Here is a 17,112-nt window from a genome sequence, read left to right as displayed (position 1 = left end):
TTTCGAAGACCTCCCCTTGGCGGGTGGTCTTCCCTGAACCCCTAGGTATAAGGAGTCGAGAACAATGCAGATCCAAGGCAAGAACTACATCGGTGGCGCTCGCAGCGGCGAGGGCGAGGTGCGGGTCTACAGCATCGACGCCACGACCGGCGAGAAACTGCCCTACGAATTCTTCCAGGCGTCCGCGGTCGAGGTCGATGCCGCGGCCCGCGCCGCCGAGCAGGCCGCGCCCCTGTACCGCAAGCTGAGCGCCGAAAAGCGCGCGGCCTTCCTCGATGCCATCGCCGACGAACTGGATGGCCTGGGTGACGACTTCGTCCAGCTGGTCTGCCAGGAAACCGCGCTGCCGGCTGGTCGCATCCAGGGTGAGCGTGGCCGTACCAGCGGCCAGATGCGCCTGTTCGCCAAGGTGCTGCGCCGCGGTGACTTCCACGGTGCACGCATCGACACCGCGCTGCCCGAGCGCAAGCCGCTGCCGCGCCCTGACCTGCGTCAGTACCGCATCGGCCTGGGTCCGGTGGCCGTCTTCGGCGCCAGCAACTTCCCGCTGGCCTTCTCCACTGCCGGTGGCGACACCGCCGCGGCCCTGGCCGCCGGCTGCCCGGTGGTGTTCAAGGCCCACAGCGGCCACATGGTCACCGCCGAATACGTGGCCGACGCGGTGATCCGCGCCGCGGAGAAGACCGGCATGCCCAAGGGCGTGTTCAACATGATCTATGGCGGTGGCGTGGGCGAGCAGCTGGTCAAGCACCCGGCCATCCAGGCAGTGGGCTTCACCGGCTCGCTGCGCGGCGGTCGTGCCCTGTGCGACATGGCCGCGGCTCGTCCGCAGCCGATCCCGGTATTCGCCGAGATGTCCAGCATCAACCCCGTGGTGATCCTGCCCGAGGCGCTCAAGGCCCGTGGCGACGCCATCACCGGTGAACTCGCGGCCTCCGTGGTCCTGGGCTGCGGCCAGTTCTGCACCAATCCGGGTCTGGTCATCGGCGTGCGTTCGCCCGAGTTCAGCGGCTTCCTCGAGCGCCTGGCCGGTGCCATGAACGAGCAGGCGCCCCAGACCATGCTCAATCCGGGCACCCTGAAGAGCTACGAGAAGGGCGTCGCGGCGCTGCTGGCCCATTCCGGTGTGCAGCACCTGGCCGGTGCCAACCAGGAAGGCAATCAGGCGCGTCCGCAGCTGTTCAAGGCTGATGTGAGCCTGCTGCTGGAAAACGACGAGCTGCTGCAGGAGGAAGTCTTCGGTCCTACCACGGTGGTGGTCGAGGTGGCTGACGAAGCCCAGCTGCACCAGGCGCTGCAAGGCCTGCACGGCCAGCTGACCGCCACCCTGCTGGCCGAGCCGGCCGATCTGCAGCGCTTCGAGGCCATCATCGGCCTGCTGGAGCAGAAAGCTGGTCGCCTGTTGCTCAACGGCTATCCCACCGGTGTGGAAGTCAGCGATGCCATGGTCCATGGCGGTCCCTATCCGGCGACCTCCGATGCCCGCGGCACCTCTGTCGGTACCCTGGCCATCGATCGCTTCCTGCGTCCGGTGTGCTACCAGAACTACCCGGATGCCTTCCTCCCGGAAGCCCTGCAAAACGCCAATCCGCTGGGTATCCAGCGTCTGGTGAACGGCGAGAACACCAAGGCTGCGATCTGATCCTAGTGCTTTGAGGTGGTAAGAAACCCGGTGTCGCGAGGCGCCGGGTTTTTTATTGGGTGATGGAAAGGGCCACTGGCAGGACAGTGGAAAAGGCTGCGCCGTTTTCCACGCTACGGAGCACGGAGCACGGAGCACGGAGCACGGAGCACGGAGGCGAAAGGCGCTCCGCTCCTTTCCCTCTCCCTCTGGGAGAGGGTTGGGGTGAGGGGAGCACCAAAGCAAAGGCCGCTCCCGGGAGCGCCCTTTGCTTGAGTCGGAGCAGGCCCTACTTGCCGGCGAACTTGAAGATCGTCGTCTGGGTGTAGGTCTGGCCAGGATCCAGGCGGGTGGTGGGGAAGTTCGGCTGGTTGGGCGCATCCGGGTAATGCTGGGTCTCCAGGGTGAAGGCACCCCAGTGGCCGTAGGTCTTGCCGGCCTTGCCCTTGATGTTCCCTTCCAAGAAGTTGCCGGTATAGAACTGCACGCCCGGCTCCGTGGTGTAGAGGGTCAGGGTGCGGCCGGAGCCCGGGTCGGTCACCACGGCAGCGGCTTTCTGCAGATCGCCAGCGGTGTTGAGCACCCAGTTGAAGTCATAGCCACCCTGCTTGGGTTCGGCGTACTTCAGCTGCTGATTTTCGTCGGCGATGTGCTTGCCGATGGCGGTCGGCTTGCGGAAGTCCATCGGCGTGCCGGCCACGGGCGGCAATTCGCCGGTGGGGATCAGCTTGGCGGTCACTGGCGTGTATTTGTCGGCATTGAGCATCGCCACCTGCTTGAGCACGGTTCCACTGCCGGCGCCGGCCAGGTTGAAGTAGCTGTGGTTGGTCAGGTTGAGCACCGTCGGCTTGTCGGTGGTGGCGCGGTACTTGAGGGTCAGCTGGTTGTGCTCGTCCAGCTGGTAGGTCACCTGGGTGGTCAGGGTGCCGGGAAAGCCCATCTCGCCATCGGGGGAGACATAGCTCAGGGTCACGCCGACCCAGCCGTCGCCCTTGGCCGGCTCGGCCTTCCACACCTTGGTGTTGAAACCCTGGGGGCCGCCGTGCAGGGCGTTGGTCTTGTCGTTCTTGGGGATCTGGTAGCTCTTGCCATCGAGGCTGAAGCGGCCCTCGGCGATGCGGTTGCCGAAGCGGCCGATGGTGGCGCCAAAGAATACGGTGGGGTTGTCGAGATAACCCTGGACGTCATCGAAGCCCAGGACCACGTCTTCGCTGTGGCCCTTGAGGTCGGGCACCTTGAGCGCCTGCAGCACACCGCCGTAGGTGATGACGGTGGCCTGCATGCCGTGGCTGTTGGTCAGGACGAACTTCTCGATGGGGGTGCCATCGGGCAGCTTGCCAAAGCTCGACTGCTGGCTGCTGAGGCCGGCCGCCTGGGCGGTAAGGGTGCTGATCATGAGTGACAGTCCAAGTCCGGTGAGGGCTAACGTGCGTTTCATCTCGACCACCTTTTCGGTTTGTTGTTGTGCAAGAGTGGGGCAGAGGGCCCCGAGTTCCGGAAAGAGCGGCTGCGCCAGCCCCTCACCCCGACCCTCTCCCGGTGGGAGAGGGGGTAGAGCCGGTCAATGGGAGTGGCGAGGCACCTCGGCGCCGCGGCAACCGACCAGGAAGTCGAAGTCGCAGCCTTCGTCGGCCTGCAGCACGTGGTTGACGTAGAGGCGGCGATAACCGCCGGCCAGCAGCTGATCGGCCGGCGGTTGCCAGTCGGCCAGGCGCGCGGCCAGTTCTTCGTCGGGGATATCCAGGTGCAGGCGCCCGGAAGCGCAGTCCAGCTCGATCATGTCGCCTTCGCGGACCACCGCCAGCGGGCCACCGGCCGAGGCCTCGGGTGCCACGTGCAGGACCACGGTGCCGTAGGCGGTGCCGCTCATGCGGGCGTCGGAAATGCGCACCATGTCGGTGATGCCCTTGGCCAGCAGCTTGGCCGGCAGGCCCATGTTGCCCACCTCGGCCATGCCCGGATATCCCTTGGGTCCGCAGTTCTTCAGCACCATCACGCAGGTCTCGTCGATATCCAGGTCCGGGTCGACGATGCGCGCCTTGTAGTCTTCCAGGTTCTCGAACACCACGGCGCGACCGCGATGCTGCATGAGCGCCGGGGTCGCGGCCGAGGGCTTGAGCACCGCGCCCTTGGGCGCCAGATTGCCACGCAGCACGCAGATGCCGCCGTCGGCGCGCAGCGGGTTGTCCAGGGCGCGGATGACCTCGTCGTCGCCGTAGATGGGCGCCTCGGCGCAGTTGGCCCAGAGGCTCTTGCCATTGGCGGTCAGGGCCTCGGGGTGGGGCAGCAGCTTGGCTTCGCCCATGCGGCGGATCACCGCCGGCAGGCCGCCGGCATAGTAGAACTCCTCCATCAGGAATCGGCCGGAGGGCTGCAGATCGACGATGGTGGGGGTGCCGCGGCCGACCCGGGTCCAGTCATCCAGCTCCAGGTCCACGCCGATGCGGCCGGCGATGGCCTTGAGGTGGATAACCGCGTTGGTGGAGCCGCCGATGGCGGCGTTGACGCGAATGGCGTTCTCGAAGGCTTCCTTGGTGAGGATCTTCGACAGCCGCAGGTCTTCTTCCACCATCTCGACGATGCGCATGCCGGACAGGTGCGCCAGCACGTAGCGCCGCGAATCCACCGCCGGAATGGCCGCGTTGTGCGGCAGCGAGGTGCCCAGGGCTTCGGCCATGCAGGCCATGGTCGAGGCGGTGCCCATGGTGTTGCAGGTACCGGCCGAGCGCGACATCCCGGCTTCGGCGGAGAGGAATTCGTTGAGGTCGATGGCACCGGCCTTGTAGGCCTCATGCATCTGCCAGACGATGGTGCCGGCGCCGATGTCGCGGCCGTGGTGCTTGCCGTTGAGCATGGGGCCGCCGGTGACGACGATGGCCGGCACGTCGCAGCTGGCGGCGCCCATCAGCAGCGCCGGCGTGGTCTTGTCGCAGCCGGTGAGCAGCACCACGGCGTCCACCGGATTGCCGCGAATGGCTTCCTCCACGTCCATGCTGGCCAGGTTGCGGGTCAGCATGGCGGTGGGTCTGAGGTTGGATTCGCCGTTGGAGAACACCGGGAATTCTACCGGGAAGCCACCGGCTTCGTAGATGCCGCGCTTGACGTGTTCGGCGATCTTGCGGAAGTGGGCGTTGCAGGGGGTCAGCTCGGACCAGGTGTTGCAGATGCCGATGACGGGCTTGCCCTGGAATTCGTGATCCGGGATGCCCTGATTCTTCATCCAGCTGCGGTACATGAAGCCGTTCTTGTCGTTGCTGCCAAACCACTGGGCGGAGCGGAGTGGGCGTTTGGGCGTGGTCATTGTCTTGTCCTCGGGCATTTCACGGGCAAAGCGGTCCCCGGCACGGCGCACCTGGCGCCGCGGGGGAGGGCAGAGTCTGGGTTTAGCGCTGCTTGAAGCGGTCGATGACCACGGCCAGCAGCAGGATGGTTCCGCGGATGACGTACTGGTAGAAGGTGTCGATGTTCTTCAGGTTCATGGCGTTCTCGATGATCGCCAGGATCAGCACGCCGGCGATCACGTGGCGGATCATGCCGATGCCGCCGGCCAGGGAAACCCCGCCCAGCACGCAGGCGGAGATCACCGTGAGTTCGAAGCCCTGGCCGATCATTGGCTGGCCGGAGGTCATCCGCGAGGCCAGCACCACGCCGGCCAGGGCGCCGATCACCCCGTGCATGGCGAAGATGATGATCTTGGTGCGATCGACGTGGACCCCGGCCAGCAGCGCGGCTTCCTCGTTGCCACCGATGGCCATGGTGTTGCGACCGAAGGTGGTGTAGTTGAGCAGCCAGCCAAAGAACAGGATGCACAGCAGGGTGATGACGATGGGCACCGGCAGGCCGAACAGCTGGCCGTTGCCGAACACGAAGAACTGCTCCTGGGAGACGCCCACGGCCTTGCCGTCGGAGAAGATGTAGCCCAGGCCGCGCACGATCTGCATGGTCGCCAAGGTCGTGATCAAGGCGTTGATCTTGAGCTTGGCGATCACCAGGCCGTTGATCAGGCCGACCACCAGGCCCATGGCCAGGGCGGCGGCGACGCCGAGAAAGACGCTGTCGAATTCGCGCATCACCACCGCGGCGACCACCCCGGCACAGGCGATGACCGAACCCACCGAGAGGTCGAAGTGGCCGGAGGCCAGGCAGAACAGCATGGTGCAGGCGGCGATGCCCACGGTGGAGATCGCCAGGCCCAGACCGCGCATGTTCAGCGGCGAGAGGAAGTTCTGCACGAACAGCGCGCAGAGGGTGAAGATGACGACGGCGGCCAGCATCATGGCCCAGTCGTCGAGGAAGCGACGCATGTCGAAGCCGCGGCGCGGCGGGGTCAGGCTGTGGGGTTGGGCGGACATGGACTGAACCTCTTTTCTTGTTTTCATCAGGCCCGGGTACGGGGCAGGGCGAGCTGCAGCAGGCGCTCGTCGTTGAATTCGGCGCGAGCCACCTCGCCGGTGATGGCGCCTTCGCTCATCACCAGGATGCGATCGGCCACGCCCATGACTTCCATCAGGTCGCTGGACACCACCACCACGGCGATGCCGCGGGCGGCGAGGTCATGGATGATGGCGTAGATCTCCGACTTGGCGCCCACGTCGATACCGCGGGTGGGTTCGTCGAGCAGGAGCACCTGCATGGGCATCGACAGCCAGCGACCAAGGATGGCCTTCTGCTGGTTGCCGCCGGAGAGATTCTTGATCTTCTGCCCGGCGTGGGGCGTCTTCACGTTCAGCGCGCGAATCTGCTTTTCAGCGTTGGCCTTTTCCCAGCGCCCCTGGATCAGGCAGCCGAGGCTGGCGTGATGGGCGCGAGCGCTGATATTGATGTTCTCGGCCACGCTGGCCAGGGGCACGATGCCTTCCTTCTTGCGATCTTCCGGGCACAGCAGGATGCCGGCGGCGATGGCGTCACGCGGCGACCTGAGGCTGATCGGGGCGCCCTTGAGGCTCAGGCTGCCAGCCTTGTGCTTTTCCAGGCCCGCCAGCAGGCGCAGCAGCTCGGTGCGACCGGCGCCGACCAGGCCGAACAGGCCGAGGATCTCGCCCTGGCAGACCTCGAAGCCCACCGGCTGCTGCAGGCCCTGGCCGAACAGGCCCTCGACCTTGAGACAGCCGCCGCCTATCTCGCGCGGGCGATAGTCGTAGATGTCGGCGAGATCGCGGCCGACCATCAGGGTGATCAACTGGTCGGGGGTGATGTCGGCCAGGCGCTCGATGGTGCGCACGTGGCGACCGTCCTTGAACACCGTCACCGCGTCGCAGATGCGGAACACCTCTTCCATGCGGTGGGAGACATAGAGCACCACCCGGCCTTCGTCGCGCAGCCGGGCGATGATGGTCATCAGCCGATCGGTCTCGCGGGCGGACAGCGAACTGGTCGGCTCGTCGAAGGCGATGACGCGGGCGCCACGGGAGAGCGCCTTGGCGATCTCGACCAGTTGGCGCTGCCCGAGCGACAGGCGCCCGACCTTGGTGTTGGGGTCGATCTCTTCGGCCAGGCCCTTGAGCAGGTCCAGGGCCTGGCGGCGCAGGTGGCCGCGATTGACGATGCCGTAGCGCGCCGGCAGGTGCCCGAGAAAGAGATTTTCGGCGACGGTCATCTCCGGCACCAGCTGCAGTTCCTGCTGGATCACGGCGACGCCGGCGCGGATGGCTTCGGCGGTGCTCTTGAACACCAGTTCCTGGCCATCGATGTTGAGGTGGCCGGTGGTGGGGGCGTGGTAGCCGCTGAGGATCTTCAGCAGGGTCGACTTGCCGGCGCCGTTCTCGCCCATGAGGGCGTGCACCGAACCGGGACGCACGTTGAAGGAGATGTCGGCGAGCGCCTTGACGCCGGGAAAGGTCTTGCCGATGCCGACGAAACCGAGGCTGTCGGCGCTCTGGGCGGTGGTGTGTTCCAGGGCTGCCATGAAGCACTCCTGTCAGACGAAAGAGGAGGGCGGCGCCAGCACGGGCGCCGCCGGGGTCATCACTTCCAGAGGCCGATCTTTTCCAGCTCTTGCTGGAAATTGGCGCGGGTGATGAGGGTGACCTTGTCCATCGCGGTGTACTTGGGCGGCTCCTTACCGGTAGTCACCCACTCGTACATCATGCTGGCGGTCTGGTAGCCCTCTTCGTGGGGGCTGGGCAGCATGGAGCCGAAGAAGCCGCTGTTGGCTTTATTCAGTTCGCCGATGGCATCGGTGCCGTTGATGCCGATGCCGATCACCTGCTCGGCCTTGAAGCCGGCGCTTTCGGTGGCGCGGACGCCGCCCAGCACGGTGTTGTCGTTCATGCCGCCGATGATCAGGTGCTTGGCGCCCGACGGCAGCTTGACCAGCGCGGAGGTGGTGGAGTCCATGCTGCCGGGTACGTCCAGGGTCTTCTGCGGCGCGAAGATGATGTGGTCGGCGGGCAGGCCGGCCTTCTTCAGGGCTTCCACCGAACCGTCGGTGCGCTTCTTGCCGGTATCCAGCTCGTTGTAGGTGTTGATCACCGCATAGGTGTCGTCCCACTTCCAGCCACGCTTCTCGGCTTCCGCGGCCATGGCGGCGCCCTGCTGCTGACCGACCTCGAAGGCGGCCATGCCCAGGTAGGGCACGTCTTCCATGAATTTGCCCTTGGCGTCGACGAAGCGGTCGTCCACGGCCATGACCTTGAGGTCGTTGAGCTTGGCCTTGGCCACGATGGCCGGGCCGAGGGAGACGTCGGGCGGGCAGATCACGAAGCCCTTGGCGCCGTTGGCGGCCAGGCTGTCGATGGCGGCGAGGGTCTTCTCGCCATCCGGCACGGCGATCTTGAGCAGGGTGAAGCCCTTGTCCTTGGCGGCTTTCTCGGCGAAGGCCCACTCGGTCTGGAACCAGGGTTCCTCGGGTTGCTTGACCAGGAAACCGATCTTGACCGGATCGGCGGCGAAAGCGGAAAGGGACAGGCTGACAGCGCCGGCGGCGAGGGCGGCACGCAGCAGAGAACGAACTCCCGGAACACGGAACATAGCTGGAACTCCTTGTTTTTATTGGTGTGGCCAGGCAATGCAAGGCGGCGGGCTGCCGTCGTGGAGGTCAGACGACGCCGCTCTGTATTGATATTATGATTGGATGGATGCGGGCGCAAGAAAAAGGTGACGAGATTTTTCATCACCTCTGTCACCAAGCTGTTACATAGGGCCCGAAGCGGAAAGGCGCCGCGGAAGGGCGCCTGGGTCGGTAGGATGAATCAGCCGGCGAACCTGTGGCAGGGCATGCCGGCGACCGGTGCGGTGGCCTTGAGCAGGGCGCCGTCGAGGGTACCGTCGGCGGCGGCGCTGGTGACGTAGAGGGTGCGCAGATCCGCTCCGCCGAAGACGCAGCTGGTGGGCCGCTGCACTGGCAGCTCGACGATTTCCAGCAGCTCGCCTTCCGGCGAAAAGCGCAGTAGGCAGTTGCCATCCCAGCGCGCGTTCCATACGCAGCCTTCGCTGTCGATGGCCGAGCCGTCCGGCGAGCCGCGCTCGTGGGGACCGGCCCAGACGGTGGGTGCACCCAGGTTGCCGCTGGCATCCAGCGGATAGCGATAGAGGGTGTCCCTGAGGGTGTCGGCGCTGATGACGTGGTTGTCCGCCGCGCTCCACACCAGGGTGTTGGCGATGCCGAGGTCGCTGGCGTGCCGGCTGACGCTGCCGTCGGGATCGATGCGGAACAGGCCGCCCGAGTGCCGGTCGATGGCCACGTCGCCGCCCTGGGCATCGAGGTTGTTCTGCATGGTGCCCAGCCAGAGACGCCCCTGGGCGTCACAGCGGGCCTCATTGCCGCGATTGCCCGGATCGGGATCGGCGACGCAGAAGAGTTCCAGCGCGGGACGCTCTGGCGGGGAGTCGAGATCCAGGCGGAAGACGCCATTCGGCAGGGTCACCAGGGCATCGCCGCGGACCGTGGGCACGAAGGCGGAGCAGGGGCGATCAAGCTGCCATTCCTGATACTGCTCGCCGCGCAGGCGGCAGGCCTTGAAGCCGGCGATATCTACCCAGTAGAGCGCCTGGGTCTCCTGGTCCCAGAAGGGGCCCTCGGCCAGTTTGAAGCGCTGGGGAAGCAGCGGCTGCCAATCCATCGTTCACCTCTCTTGTTGTGGCAGGACGAAAAGTTCAGGCATGGGAACCCGAAAGGCTGCGCAGGTTGCGCCAGGCACGACGTCAGTCGGTATAGCGCGCCAGGGTCACCGCCGCGCTGTCGATCAGCATCATGCAGGCCCAGACGGCGCGCGCCGCATCGCGCGATGCGATGCCGTCGGCCAGGGTCTTGTGCAGGGGGAGGGTACGCCGCAATTCGTCGGGATCGGCCGACGACAGGGTGAAGGAGGCTGCCAGCAGCGCGCCCAGGGCGGGCACCATCTGCTCGATGAACTGATTGTGGCTGGCCGCCAGGACGCATTCGTGGAAGCGCTGGTCGGCAGTGTTGTAGTCGCCGCCATCGAGCGACGCCTCCAGGTGCTGGTAGGCGACCTGGATCGCCTGGACCTGCTCGGGAGTGGCCCTTTCGCAGGCCCAGCGTACTGCTGCCGGCTCGATGGCGTGGCGCAGATCCAGCAGGTCCTTGACGAAATGAGCGGGCAGACCGCCGGTGGCCAGCCAGCCCACGACCTGGGTGTCGAACAGATTCCAGCGACTGAGCGGCAGGACCCGGGTACCGACCTTGGGGCCGACTTCCAGCATGCCCTTGGCCGCCAGGGTCTTGATCGCTTCGCGCAGGATGGTGCGACTGACACCCAGTTCCTGGCAGAGATCCGCCTCTACCTTGAGGGCGCTACCGGGTGGAAAATGCCCGGCCGCGAGTCGCTGGCCGAGTTGTTCTACGGTAGAGGCATGGTAGCTGCTGGACATGAGGGCATACCGCGAGTGGGTTCTTGCCCTCAATGATCATACGAAATTTCACCTTCAGACAAGGGCTGCGGCCGGAAGGCTTCGGCGACCATGTCATCGACACCGGCCAGCTGGGCGATGGCGGCGTGGCGGGCGGTCAGCGGGTCGCGGTGCTGGATCGCGGTGAGGATCGCCTTGTGCCGGGAGACCAGCAGGTTGAGGCTGTCTCCGGAGGCGAACAGCGCCGAGGAACGTTCCAGATAGTCCCGCACCGGCAGCAGCATGATGCTGTAGAGGTGAGTCAGCAATTCGTTGTGGGTGGCCGTGGCGATGGACAGGTGAAAGGCCATGTCCGGCTCGGCCATGTTGGCGATGTCCGCCGCCTGCTCCATCCGCTGGTAGGCGTCCTCGATGGCCTTGACGTCTTCGGGCTGGGCGTTGGCGGCCGCCATGGCGGCAACCTCCGGCTCGATGATGTTGCGCACCTTGACCAGGGTCTCGTAGAAGCTGTGCCGCGAATCGCTCTCCAGCAGCCAATGGAGCACGTCCGGATCGAGCAGATGCCACTCGTTGCGTGGTTTGACTACGGTCCCGACCTTGGGCTTGGACCTGACCAGCCCCTTGGCCACGAGCACTCGGGTGGCCTCACGCAGGACGGGGCGGCTCACTTCATATTCTTCGCACAGCTGCGCCTCGGGGGGCAGGCGCTGTTCTGGCAGGAAGTGCCCGGACACGATCTGGGTGCCGAGTTCATGAACGATGCGAGCGTGTCTGCTTTTGCGCGGCAGCGGTGTCTTGTAATTCATCGAAAGGCATCCGAAGTCGTCGTGCCATCACTATAACACCATCAGCGCGATAACCGATGTTATCCCGGGCTAAGCGGCTCTGTAACGGGGATCAGCGGAAATCAAGAGGTAAGATTTCCTACTTCGTAACAATATTTTAGTATTATCAAAATTAGCTTAAGAGCCGATTAATGGACTGATTAGGGTATTTAACGATTCAATGATAGTACGTTAGAATTTTGAGCGATCTGCGCTTCAACCGCACAACAACAACAAGTCGGAGAACGCCATGCACCCTGAATCCGCCCTCATCCGTCGGATCACGCTCAAGCTGGTCCCCTTTCTCGTATTGCTCTATCTGGTCGCCTACATCGACCGCTCTGCCGTGGGCTTCGCCAAGCTGCACATGGGCGCCGACATCGGCATCGGCGATGCCGCCTACGGCCTCGGTGCCGGACTGTTCTTCATCGGCTATTTCCTCTGCGAGGTGCCCAGCAACCTGCTGCTGGAGCGCTCCGGCGCGCGCCGCTGGTTCGCCCGCATCCTGGTGACCTGGGGTGCCATCACCATGGGCATGGCCTTCGTCCAGGGACCGAACAGCTTCTATGTCATGCGCTTCCTGCTGGGTGCGGCCGAGGCCGGCTTCTTTCCCGGCGTGCTCTACTACCTCACCCAGTGGTTCCCGGTACGCCATCGCGGCAAGATCATGGGGCTGTTCATCCTCTCTCAGCCCATCGCCATGCTGGTGACGGGACCGCTATCGGGCATGCTCCTGCAACTGGATGGCGCACTCGGTCTGCACGGCTGGCAGTGGCTGTTCCTCTGCATCGGCGCGCCGGCGGTGCTGCTGGCCTGGCCGACCCTGACCCGGTTGCCGGATGGTCCGCAACAGGTCGCCTGGCTGGACGTCGACGAAAAGCGCTGGCTGGCAACGGAGCTGGAAAAGGACCTGCACCTCTTCGACCAGACCCGCCATGGCAACCCCCTGCATGCGCTCAAGGATCGCCGGGTGCTGCTCTTGGCGCTCTACTATCTGCCGGTGACCCTGAGCATCTATGGCCTCGGGCTGTGGCTGCCGACGCTGATCCACCAGTTCGGCGGCAGCGATCTCACCACGGGCTTCATTTCCGCCATTCCCTACGCCTTCGGCATTCTCGGCCTGCTCATCGTGCCGCGTAGTTCCGATCGATTCGGCGATCGCTATGGGCACCTGGCCGTGCTCTATGGGGTGGGCGCCCTGGCCATGGCCGGCAGTGCCTGGTTCGGCACCGCCGTGCTGCAACTGGCAGCGCTGTCGGTGGTGGCCTTCTGTCTGTTCTCCCTTACCGCGCTGTTCTGGACGCTGCCGGGGCGGTTCTTCGCCGGGGCCAGTGCCGCCGCCGGTATCGCCCTGATCAACTCGGTGGGCAACCTCGGCGGTTATCTCGGCCCCTATGGCATAGGGGCGCTCAAGGCGGCTACCGGCACCCTGGCCTCGGGACTCTATCTGCTGGCCGCGGTGCTGCTGTTCGGCCTCTTGCTCACCGGCCTCGTCTACGCTCGCCTGGAGCGCAAGAATCGGCGGGAAGAGGGTTATGCCGCGGCGCGTTCCGCCGGCTGACGCCCCGGACAGGTCTCGGCGGCGAACCAGGCGGCGCCGAGACACACCAGGTTGGCCACCAGTAGGTAGGCGGCCGGCGCCATACGGTCGCCGGTGGCGCCGATCAGCCAGGTCACCACGATCTGGGCGGTGCCGCCGAAGGCCGCCACCCCCAGCGCATAGACCAGCGAGAAGCCGGTCGCCCGCACCCGCTGCGGAAAGCTTTCCACCAGCAGCACAATCAGGGCGGCGCCACTCATGCCGTGCAGGCCGGAGAGCACCGCCAGGGTCAGCAGGAAGGTGCCCGGCCCGGGTGCCTGGGTGATGAGCTGCAGCGCCGGATAGAGCAGCACCAGCAACAGCAGTCGCGGCAGGATCAGTACGATGCGCCGGCCATAGCGATCGCTGAGCACCCCGCCCAGGATCGAGCAGACCGCCATGGCCGCGCCCATCACCAGGGTGGCGAGCATGGCGATCCCGGTCGGCAGCTTCAGTTCCACCAGGGCGAAGGTGGTCATGTAGTTGAGGAAATACTGGGTGATGGTGCTGCCGGAGAGGATCAGCAGCCCCAGCAGCAGGGGCCGCCGCTGGGTGGCCAGTACCTCGCCCAGCACCGCGCCGGTACCCCGGGTTTCGCCGACATGGGTATCCACCAGGCCGCGGCGGATATAGAGGCCGATGGGCAGGATCGCCAGGCCCAGCAGGAAGGGCAGGCGCCAGCCCCAGGCCAGCAGCTGCTCCGGCGTCAGCCAGAGGGTCAGGCCATAGCCGATCAGCCCGGCCGCTACCGCGGCCAGCCCCTGGGCCACCACCTGCCAGCAGGCGTAGGTGCCCCTCTTGTGCAGTGGCGCCGCCTCCAGGATGTAGGTGGTGGCCGGGCCGGCTTCGCCACCCCAGGCCAGGCCCTGCAACAGCCGCGTCAGCACCAGCAGGATGGGGGCGGCGATGCCGATCTGCTCGTAGCCCGGCAGCACGGCGATGCCACCGGTGCCCAGGGCCATCAGCACCATGGTCAGCAGCATCGCCGGCTTGCGCCCGACGCGGTCGGCCCAGGCGCCGATGAGAATGGCGCCCAGCGGCCGGACGACGAAACCGACGCCAAAGGTGATGACGCTGGCCATCAGGCTGGCGAAGGCATTCTGCGAAGGAAAGAACACCTGGCCGATCAGCACGGCGAAGGTGGCGTAGACGCCAAAGTCGAAGAACTCCACGGCGTTGCCGAGCACCACGGCAAAGACGCCCTTGCGGGAGTGGATAGGGCGGGAAGCGGTCATGGGCGATGTTTCAGCAGGAGCAGAGCGCGCGCCCGGAACCGGGCGCGCGGGAGGTATCGACTCAGTGGGCGAGGTGCAGGCCGCACTCGCGGTTTTCGTCACCCTTGGTGGGGTCAAAGTAGTCGAATTCGTTGGGCAGGTCGTGGGCGGTGAGGTACTGGTAGAGGTCCTTGGAGGTCCAGTGCAGCAGCGGCGCGACCTTGATCAGGCCGTCCGGATTGACGCTGACCGGATCCATCTGGGCGCGCACCGCGGTGTCGGTGGCGCGCAGGGCGGTGAACCAGACCTCGGGCGCCGTCTCGTGCAGGGCGCGGGCGAAGGGTTCCAGCTTGACCTCTTCGGTGAAGGCGGCGTGGCGCGGATCGTCCAGCCCCGGCACTGGGCCATCGATGGCCTCGCGATGGGCGCGGGAGCGCCTGGGCAGATAGGTCACCAGGTTAAGATTGAGCTTGCGCCCGATCTCGTCGGCGCAGCGGTAGGTCGCGGGGGTGTTGTAGCCGCTGTCCATCCAGACCACCGGGATGTCCGGCTTGACCTGGCTGACCAGATGCAGGATCACCGCCTCGAAGGGGCGGAAGTTGGTGGTGACGATGGCGCTTTTACCCAGGCCCAGGGCCCAGGCGACGAGCTTTTCGGGATCGCGGCCGAGGTCGGCGTTGATGCGGGCGAGATCGAGAGACATGGCGGGCTCCAGCCGGGGAAGGGATGCCGCCATGGTAGCAAAGCCGGATCAGCTGTGGGTCTCCAGCGTCTCCAGCAGCACCCGCACCTTGGCCAGGGATTCGGCGTATTCGTCGGCCCAGTGGGAATCCATGACGATGCCGCCGCCGCCCCAGCAACTGAGCATGCCGTCTTCCGCCAACAGGCTGCGGATCAGGATGGAGCTGTCGCTCTCGCCGCGCACGTCCAGATAGAGCAGCGAGCCGCAGTAGGGGCCGCGGCGGGTTTCTTCCAGCTCGTCGATGATCTGCATGGCGCGGATCTTCGGCGCACCGGTGATGGAGCCACCAGGAAAGCTGCCGGCCAGGAGGTCGAGGGCGTCCAGGCCCGCGGCCAATTCGCCGGTTACGGCGCTGACCAGGTGATGGACGTTGGGATAGCTCTCCAGAGCGAACAACTCGGGCACCCGCACCGAGCCGATGCGGCAACTGCGCCCCAGGTCGTTGCGCAGCAGGTCGACGATCATCAGGTTCTCGGCGCGATCCTTGGGGCTGGCCAGCAGCGCGCGGGCTTCGCCGGCATCGGCGGCCATGTCGGCGCGGCGCGGGCGGGTACCCTTGATCGGGCGGGTTTCCACCTGGCCACGGCTCACCCGCAGGAAACGCTCCGGCGAATGGCTGAGCAGGGCGCCGCGCGCCAGCGCCAGATAGCCGGAGAAGGGCGTCGGGCAGGCCGCGCGCAGGGCCTGGTAGGCGGTCCAGGGCGAACCCTGGAAGGGCGCGCGAAAGCGCTGAGCGAAGTTGACCTGATAGCAGTCGCCGGCGGCGATATAGGCCTGGATGGCCTCGATGCGCTGGCGATAGGTGAACTCGTCGATGTCGGCGGCGAAGGAGGCGGTCAGCCGGAAGCCCTCGGCCCTGGGCGCCGCCCCGGTGTCGAACAGGGCGATCAGTCGCTGGCGTTCCCCGGCGTCCAGCGCCGGATGGCAGACCAGTTGGCTGGTGCGGGCCTGGTGATCGCTGACCAACGCCCAGGCATGGAGGCCCAGGCGCGCATCGGGCAATGCCAGGTCGGCGCGGGCGCCCGCGGGCAGGCGCTCCAGGCGCCGGCCGAAGTCGTAGCCAAGATAGCCCAGCAGGCCACCGGCGAAGGGCAGGTCCGCACCCTTCGGCAGGTCGGCGCGACCCAGGCTGGCCAGGGCCGCGCGCGTCCGCGTGAAGAAGGCCTGGCCCGTTTCACCGACAGCGGGCTGCAGCACCTGCAGCGGCCAGGCCGCCATGAGGTCGTAGCGACCCCGCTCGGCAAGCGGCCGCCCGGAGTCCAGCAGCACCGCGCCGGGTTCGCCCTGCAGCAAGGCGAAACGCACCGAGGGATCGGCGTGGTAGGGGAGGGGATGCAGGTGGCAGAGGGGCATGGCGAAATCGGCTGGGAGGGACGGCGCGCTAGTGTAGCGAACCGCCTCTGGCGGAGCGAGATACAGGCTGTCACAGCTGGATTGTCGACACCTGTTGACTGATAAGGCATTCGGGCGTAGTTATTCAGCCCATAAACACAAAAGGTGTCGACAATGATCGATAGCCCCCTCCCGGCCGAAGCGCCCGAGACCGACAGCGGGACCCTCTCCGAGCAGGTGTTCCGGCGGATCCGCGAGGCCATCGTCCGTGGCGACGTGGCGCCGGGCAGCAAGATTTCCGAGCCGGAGCTGGCCCGCACCTATGGCATCAGCCGCGGGCCGCTGCGCGAAGCCATCCACCGGCTGGAAGGCCAGCGCCTGGTGGTGCGGGTGCCCCATGCCGGCGCCCGGGTCGCCGCCCTGAGCCTGGCGGAACTGGTCGAACTCTATGAAATCCGCGAATCCCTCGAAGGCATGGCCTGCCGCCTGGCGGCCGAACGCCTCACGCCCCAGGGCATCGACGAATTGCGCCAGCTGCTGGACACCCACGAGCGCGATCCGGCGTTCCAGGCCGGCACCGGCTACTACCTGCAGGAAGGCGACCACGACTTCCACTACCGCATCATCCAGGCCAGCGGCAACGGCATGCTGGTGCGGCTGCTCTGCGGCGAGCTCTATCACCTGGTGCGCATGTACCGGCTCAAGGTCTCCGCCACCCCCAATCGGCCGCGTCAGGCCTTCGCCGAGCACCATCGCATCCTCGATGCCCTGGCCGAGGGCGACGGCGAACTGGCCGAGCTGCTGATGCGCCGCCACATCGCCGCCTCCAAGCGCAATCTGCAGCACCATCCCCTAGTCCAAGATCAGTCGAGGTAACGCCATGCCCGCCGTCAGTCCCGGCCAGAAATTCCGCGCCGCCGTCGCCGCCGAACGCCCGCTGCAGGTGGTCGGCACCCTCAATGCCAATCATGCGCTGCTGGCCAGGCGCGCCG

Annotated in this window: 14 protein-coding genes and 1 pseudogene; 4 read left to right on the top strand and 11 right to left on the bottom strand. The window is 66.2% G+C overall.

Annotated features, from left to right (window positions below; translation table 11 throughout):
• Nucleotides 1-64: 64 nt before the first annotated feature.
• Nucleotides 65-1,642 carry an aldehyde dehydrogenase (NADP(+)) gene (locus GSQ95_RS22080; RefSeq protein ID WP_158892686.1) on the top strand — a complete coding sequence of 526 codons (1,578 nt, stop codon included), beginning with the start codon at nucleotides 65-67 and terminating at the stop codon, nucleotides 1,640-1,642.
• Between the two features lie 268 nt (nucleotides 1,643-1,910).
• On the opposite strand, the gene GSQ95_RS22075 is transcribed toward GSQ95_RS22080, so the two are convergent.
• The 8 genes from GSQ95_RS22075 to GSQ95_RS22040 all read right to left on the bottom strand — a co-directional run bounded on the left by GSQ95_RS22075 (nucleotide 1,911) and on the right by GSQ95_RS22040 (nucleotide 11,235).
• The gene (locus tag GSQ95_RS22075) at nucleotides 1,911-3,059 is read right to left on the bottom strand and encodes an aldose epimerase family protein (RefSeq protein WP_158892688.1); all 1,149 of its coding nucleotides are present in this window, start codon (nucleotides 3,057-3,059) and stop codon (nucleotides 1,911-1,913) included.
• A gap of 123 nt (nucleotides 3,060-3,182) precedes the next feature.
• Entirely contained in the window at nucleotides 3,183-4,922 is a 1,740-nt protein-coding gene (locus GSQ95_RS22070) for an IlvD/Edd family dehydratase (RefSeq protein ID WP_158892690.1), read from the bottom strand.
• A gap of 82 nt (nucleotides 4,923-5,004) precedes the next feature.
• Nucleotides 5,005-5,973, bottom strand: a complete 969-nt coding sequence (araH, locus tag GSQ95_RS22065) for an L-arabinose ABC transporter permease AraH (RefSeq protein WP_166655940.1) — start codon at nucleotides 5,971-5,973, stop codon at nucleotides 5,005-5,007.
• A 26-nt stretch (nucleotides 5,974-5,999) separates the two neighbouring features.
• Nucleotides 6,000-7,526, bottom strand: a complete 1,527-nt coding sequence (araG, locus tag GSQ95_RS22060) for an L-arabinose ABC transporter ATP-binding protein AraG (protein WP_158892692.1) — start codon at nucleotides 7,524-7,526, stop codon at nucleotides 6,000-6,002.
• Nucleotides 7,527-7,585: 59 nt separating this feature from the next.
• Entirely contained in the window at nucleotides 7,586-8,590 is a 1,005-nt protein-coding gene (locus GSQ95_RS22055) for a substrate-binding domain-containing protein (RefSeq protein WP_158892694.1), read from the bottom strand.
• Nucleotides 8,591-8,811: 221 nt separating this feature from the next.
• The gene (locus GSQ95_RS22050) at nucleotides 8,812-9,681 is read right to left on the bottom strand and encodes an SMP-30/gluconolactonase/LRE family protein (RefSeq protein ID WP_158892697.1); all 870 of its coding nucleotides are present in this window, start codon (nucleotides 9,679-9,681) and stop codon (nucleotides 8,812-8,814) included.
• 82 nt (nucleotides 9,682-9,763) lie between these two features.
• Entirely contained in the window at nucleotides 9,764-10,450 is a 687-nt protein-coding gene (locus GSQ95_RS22045; RefSeq protein WP_158892699.1) for a FadR/GntR family transcriptional regulator, read from the bottom strand.
• 29 nt (nucleotides 10,451-10,479) lie between these two features.
• Entirely contained in the window at nucleotides 10,480-11,235 is a 756-nt protein-coding gene (locus GSQ95_RS22040; RefSeq protein ID WP_158892701.1) for a FadR/GntR family transcriptional regulator, read from the bottom strand.
• Between the two features lie 268 nt (nucleotides 11,236-11,503).
• On the opposite strand from GSQ95_RS22040, the gene GSQ95_RS22035 reads away from it, so the two are divergent.
• Complete coding sequence (locus GSQ95_RS22035; protein WP_158892703.1) at nucleotides 11,504-12,814, top strand: MFS transporter; 1,311 nt, start codon at nucleotides 11,504-11,506, stop codon at nucleotides 12,812-12,814.
• On the opposite strand, the gene GSQ95_RS22030 is transcribed toward GSQ95_RS22035, so the two are convergent.
• From GSQ95_RS22030 to pabB, 3 genes are all read right to left on the bottom strand, one after another.
• Entirely contained in the window at nucleotides 12,787-14,067 is a 1,281-nt protein-coding gene (locus tag GSQ95_RS22030) for an MFS transporter (RefSeq protein WP_158892705.1), read from the bottom strand. The two genes, GSQ95_RS22035 and GSQ95_RS22030, sit on opposite strands and share 28 nt — an antisense overlap.
• Nucleotides 14,068-14,128: 61 nt before the next feature.
• The gene (locus GSQ95_RS22025; RefSeq protein ID WP_158892707.1) at nucleotides 14,129-14,749 is read right to left on the bottom strand and encodes a phosphoadenosine phosphosulfate reductase family protein; all 621 of its coding nucleotides are present in this window, start codon (nucleotides 14,747-14,749) and stop codon (nucleotides 14,129-14,131) included.
• A 48-nt stretch (nucleotides 14,750-14,797) separates the two neighbouring features.
• Entirely contained in the window at nucleotides 14,798-16,141 is a 1,344-nt protein-coding gene (gene pabB, locus GSQ95_RS22020) for an aminodeoxychorismate synthase component I (protein ID WP_158892709.1), read from the bottom strand.
• Between the two features lie 153 nt (nucleotides 16,142-16,294).
• Here pabB and GSQ95_RS22015 point away from each other — a divergent pair, with 153 nt between their 5' ends.
• Nucleotides 16,295-16,996, top strand: coding sequence for a GntR family transcriptional regulator (locus GSQ95_RS22015; protein WP_158892711.1), 702 nt, complete (start codon nucleotides 16,295-16,297; stop codon nucleotides 16,994-16,996).
• A gap of 4 nt (nucleotides 16,997-17,000) precedes the next feature.
• A pseudogene (prpB, locus tag GSQ95_RS22010) lies at nucleotides 17,001-17,112 on the top strand (methylisocitrate lyase); the annotation flags it as partial.

This window comes from Pseudomonas sp. BAV 4579 (assembly GCF_009765395.1).
Lineage (GTDB): Bacteria > Pseudomonadota > Gammaproteobacteria > Pseudomonadales > Pseudomonadaceae > Chryseomonas > Chryseomonas aestiva.
Note: the sequence above shows the minus strand (reverse complement) of the source record. Positions and strands in the feature narration are given on the sequence as shown.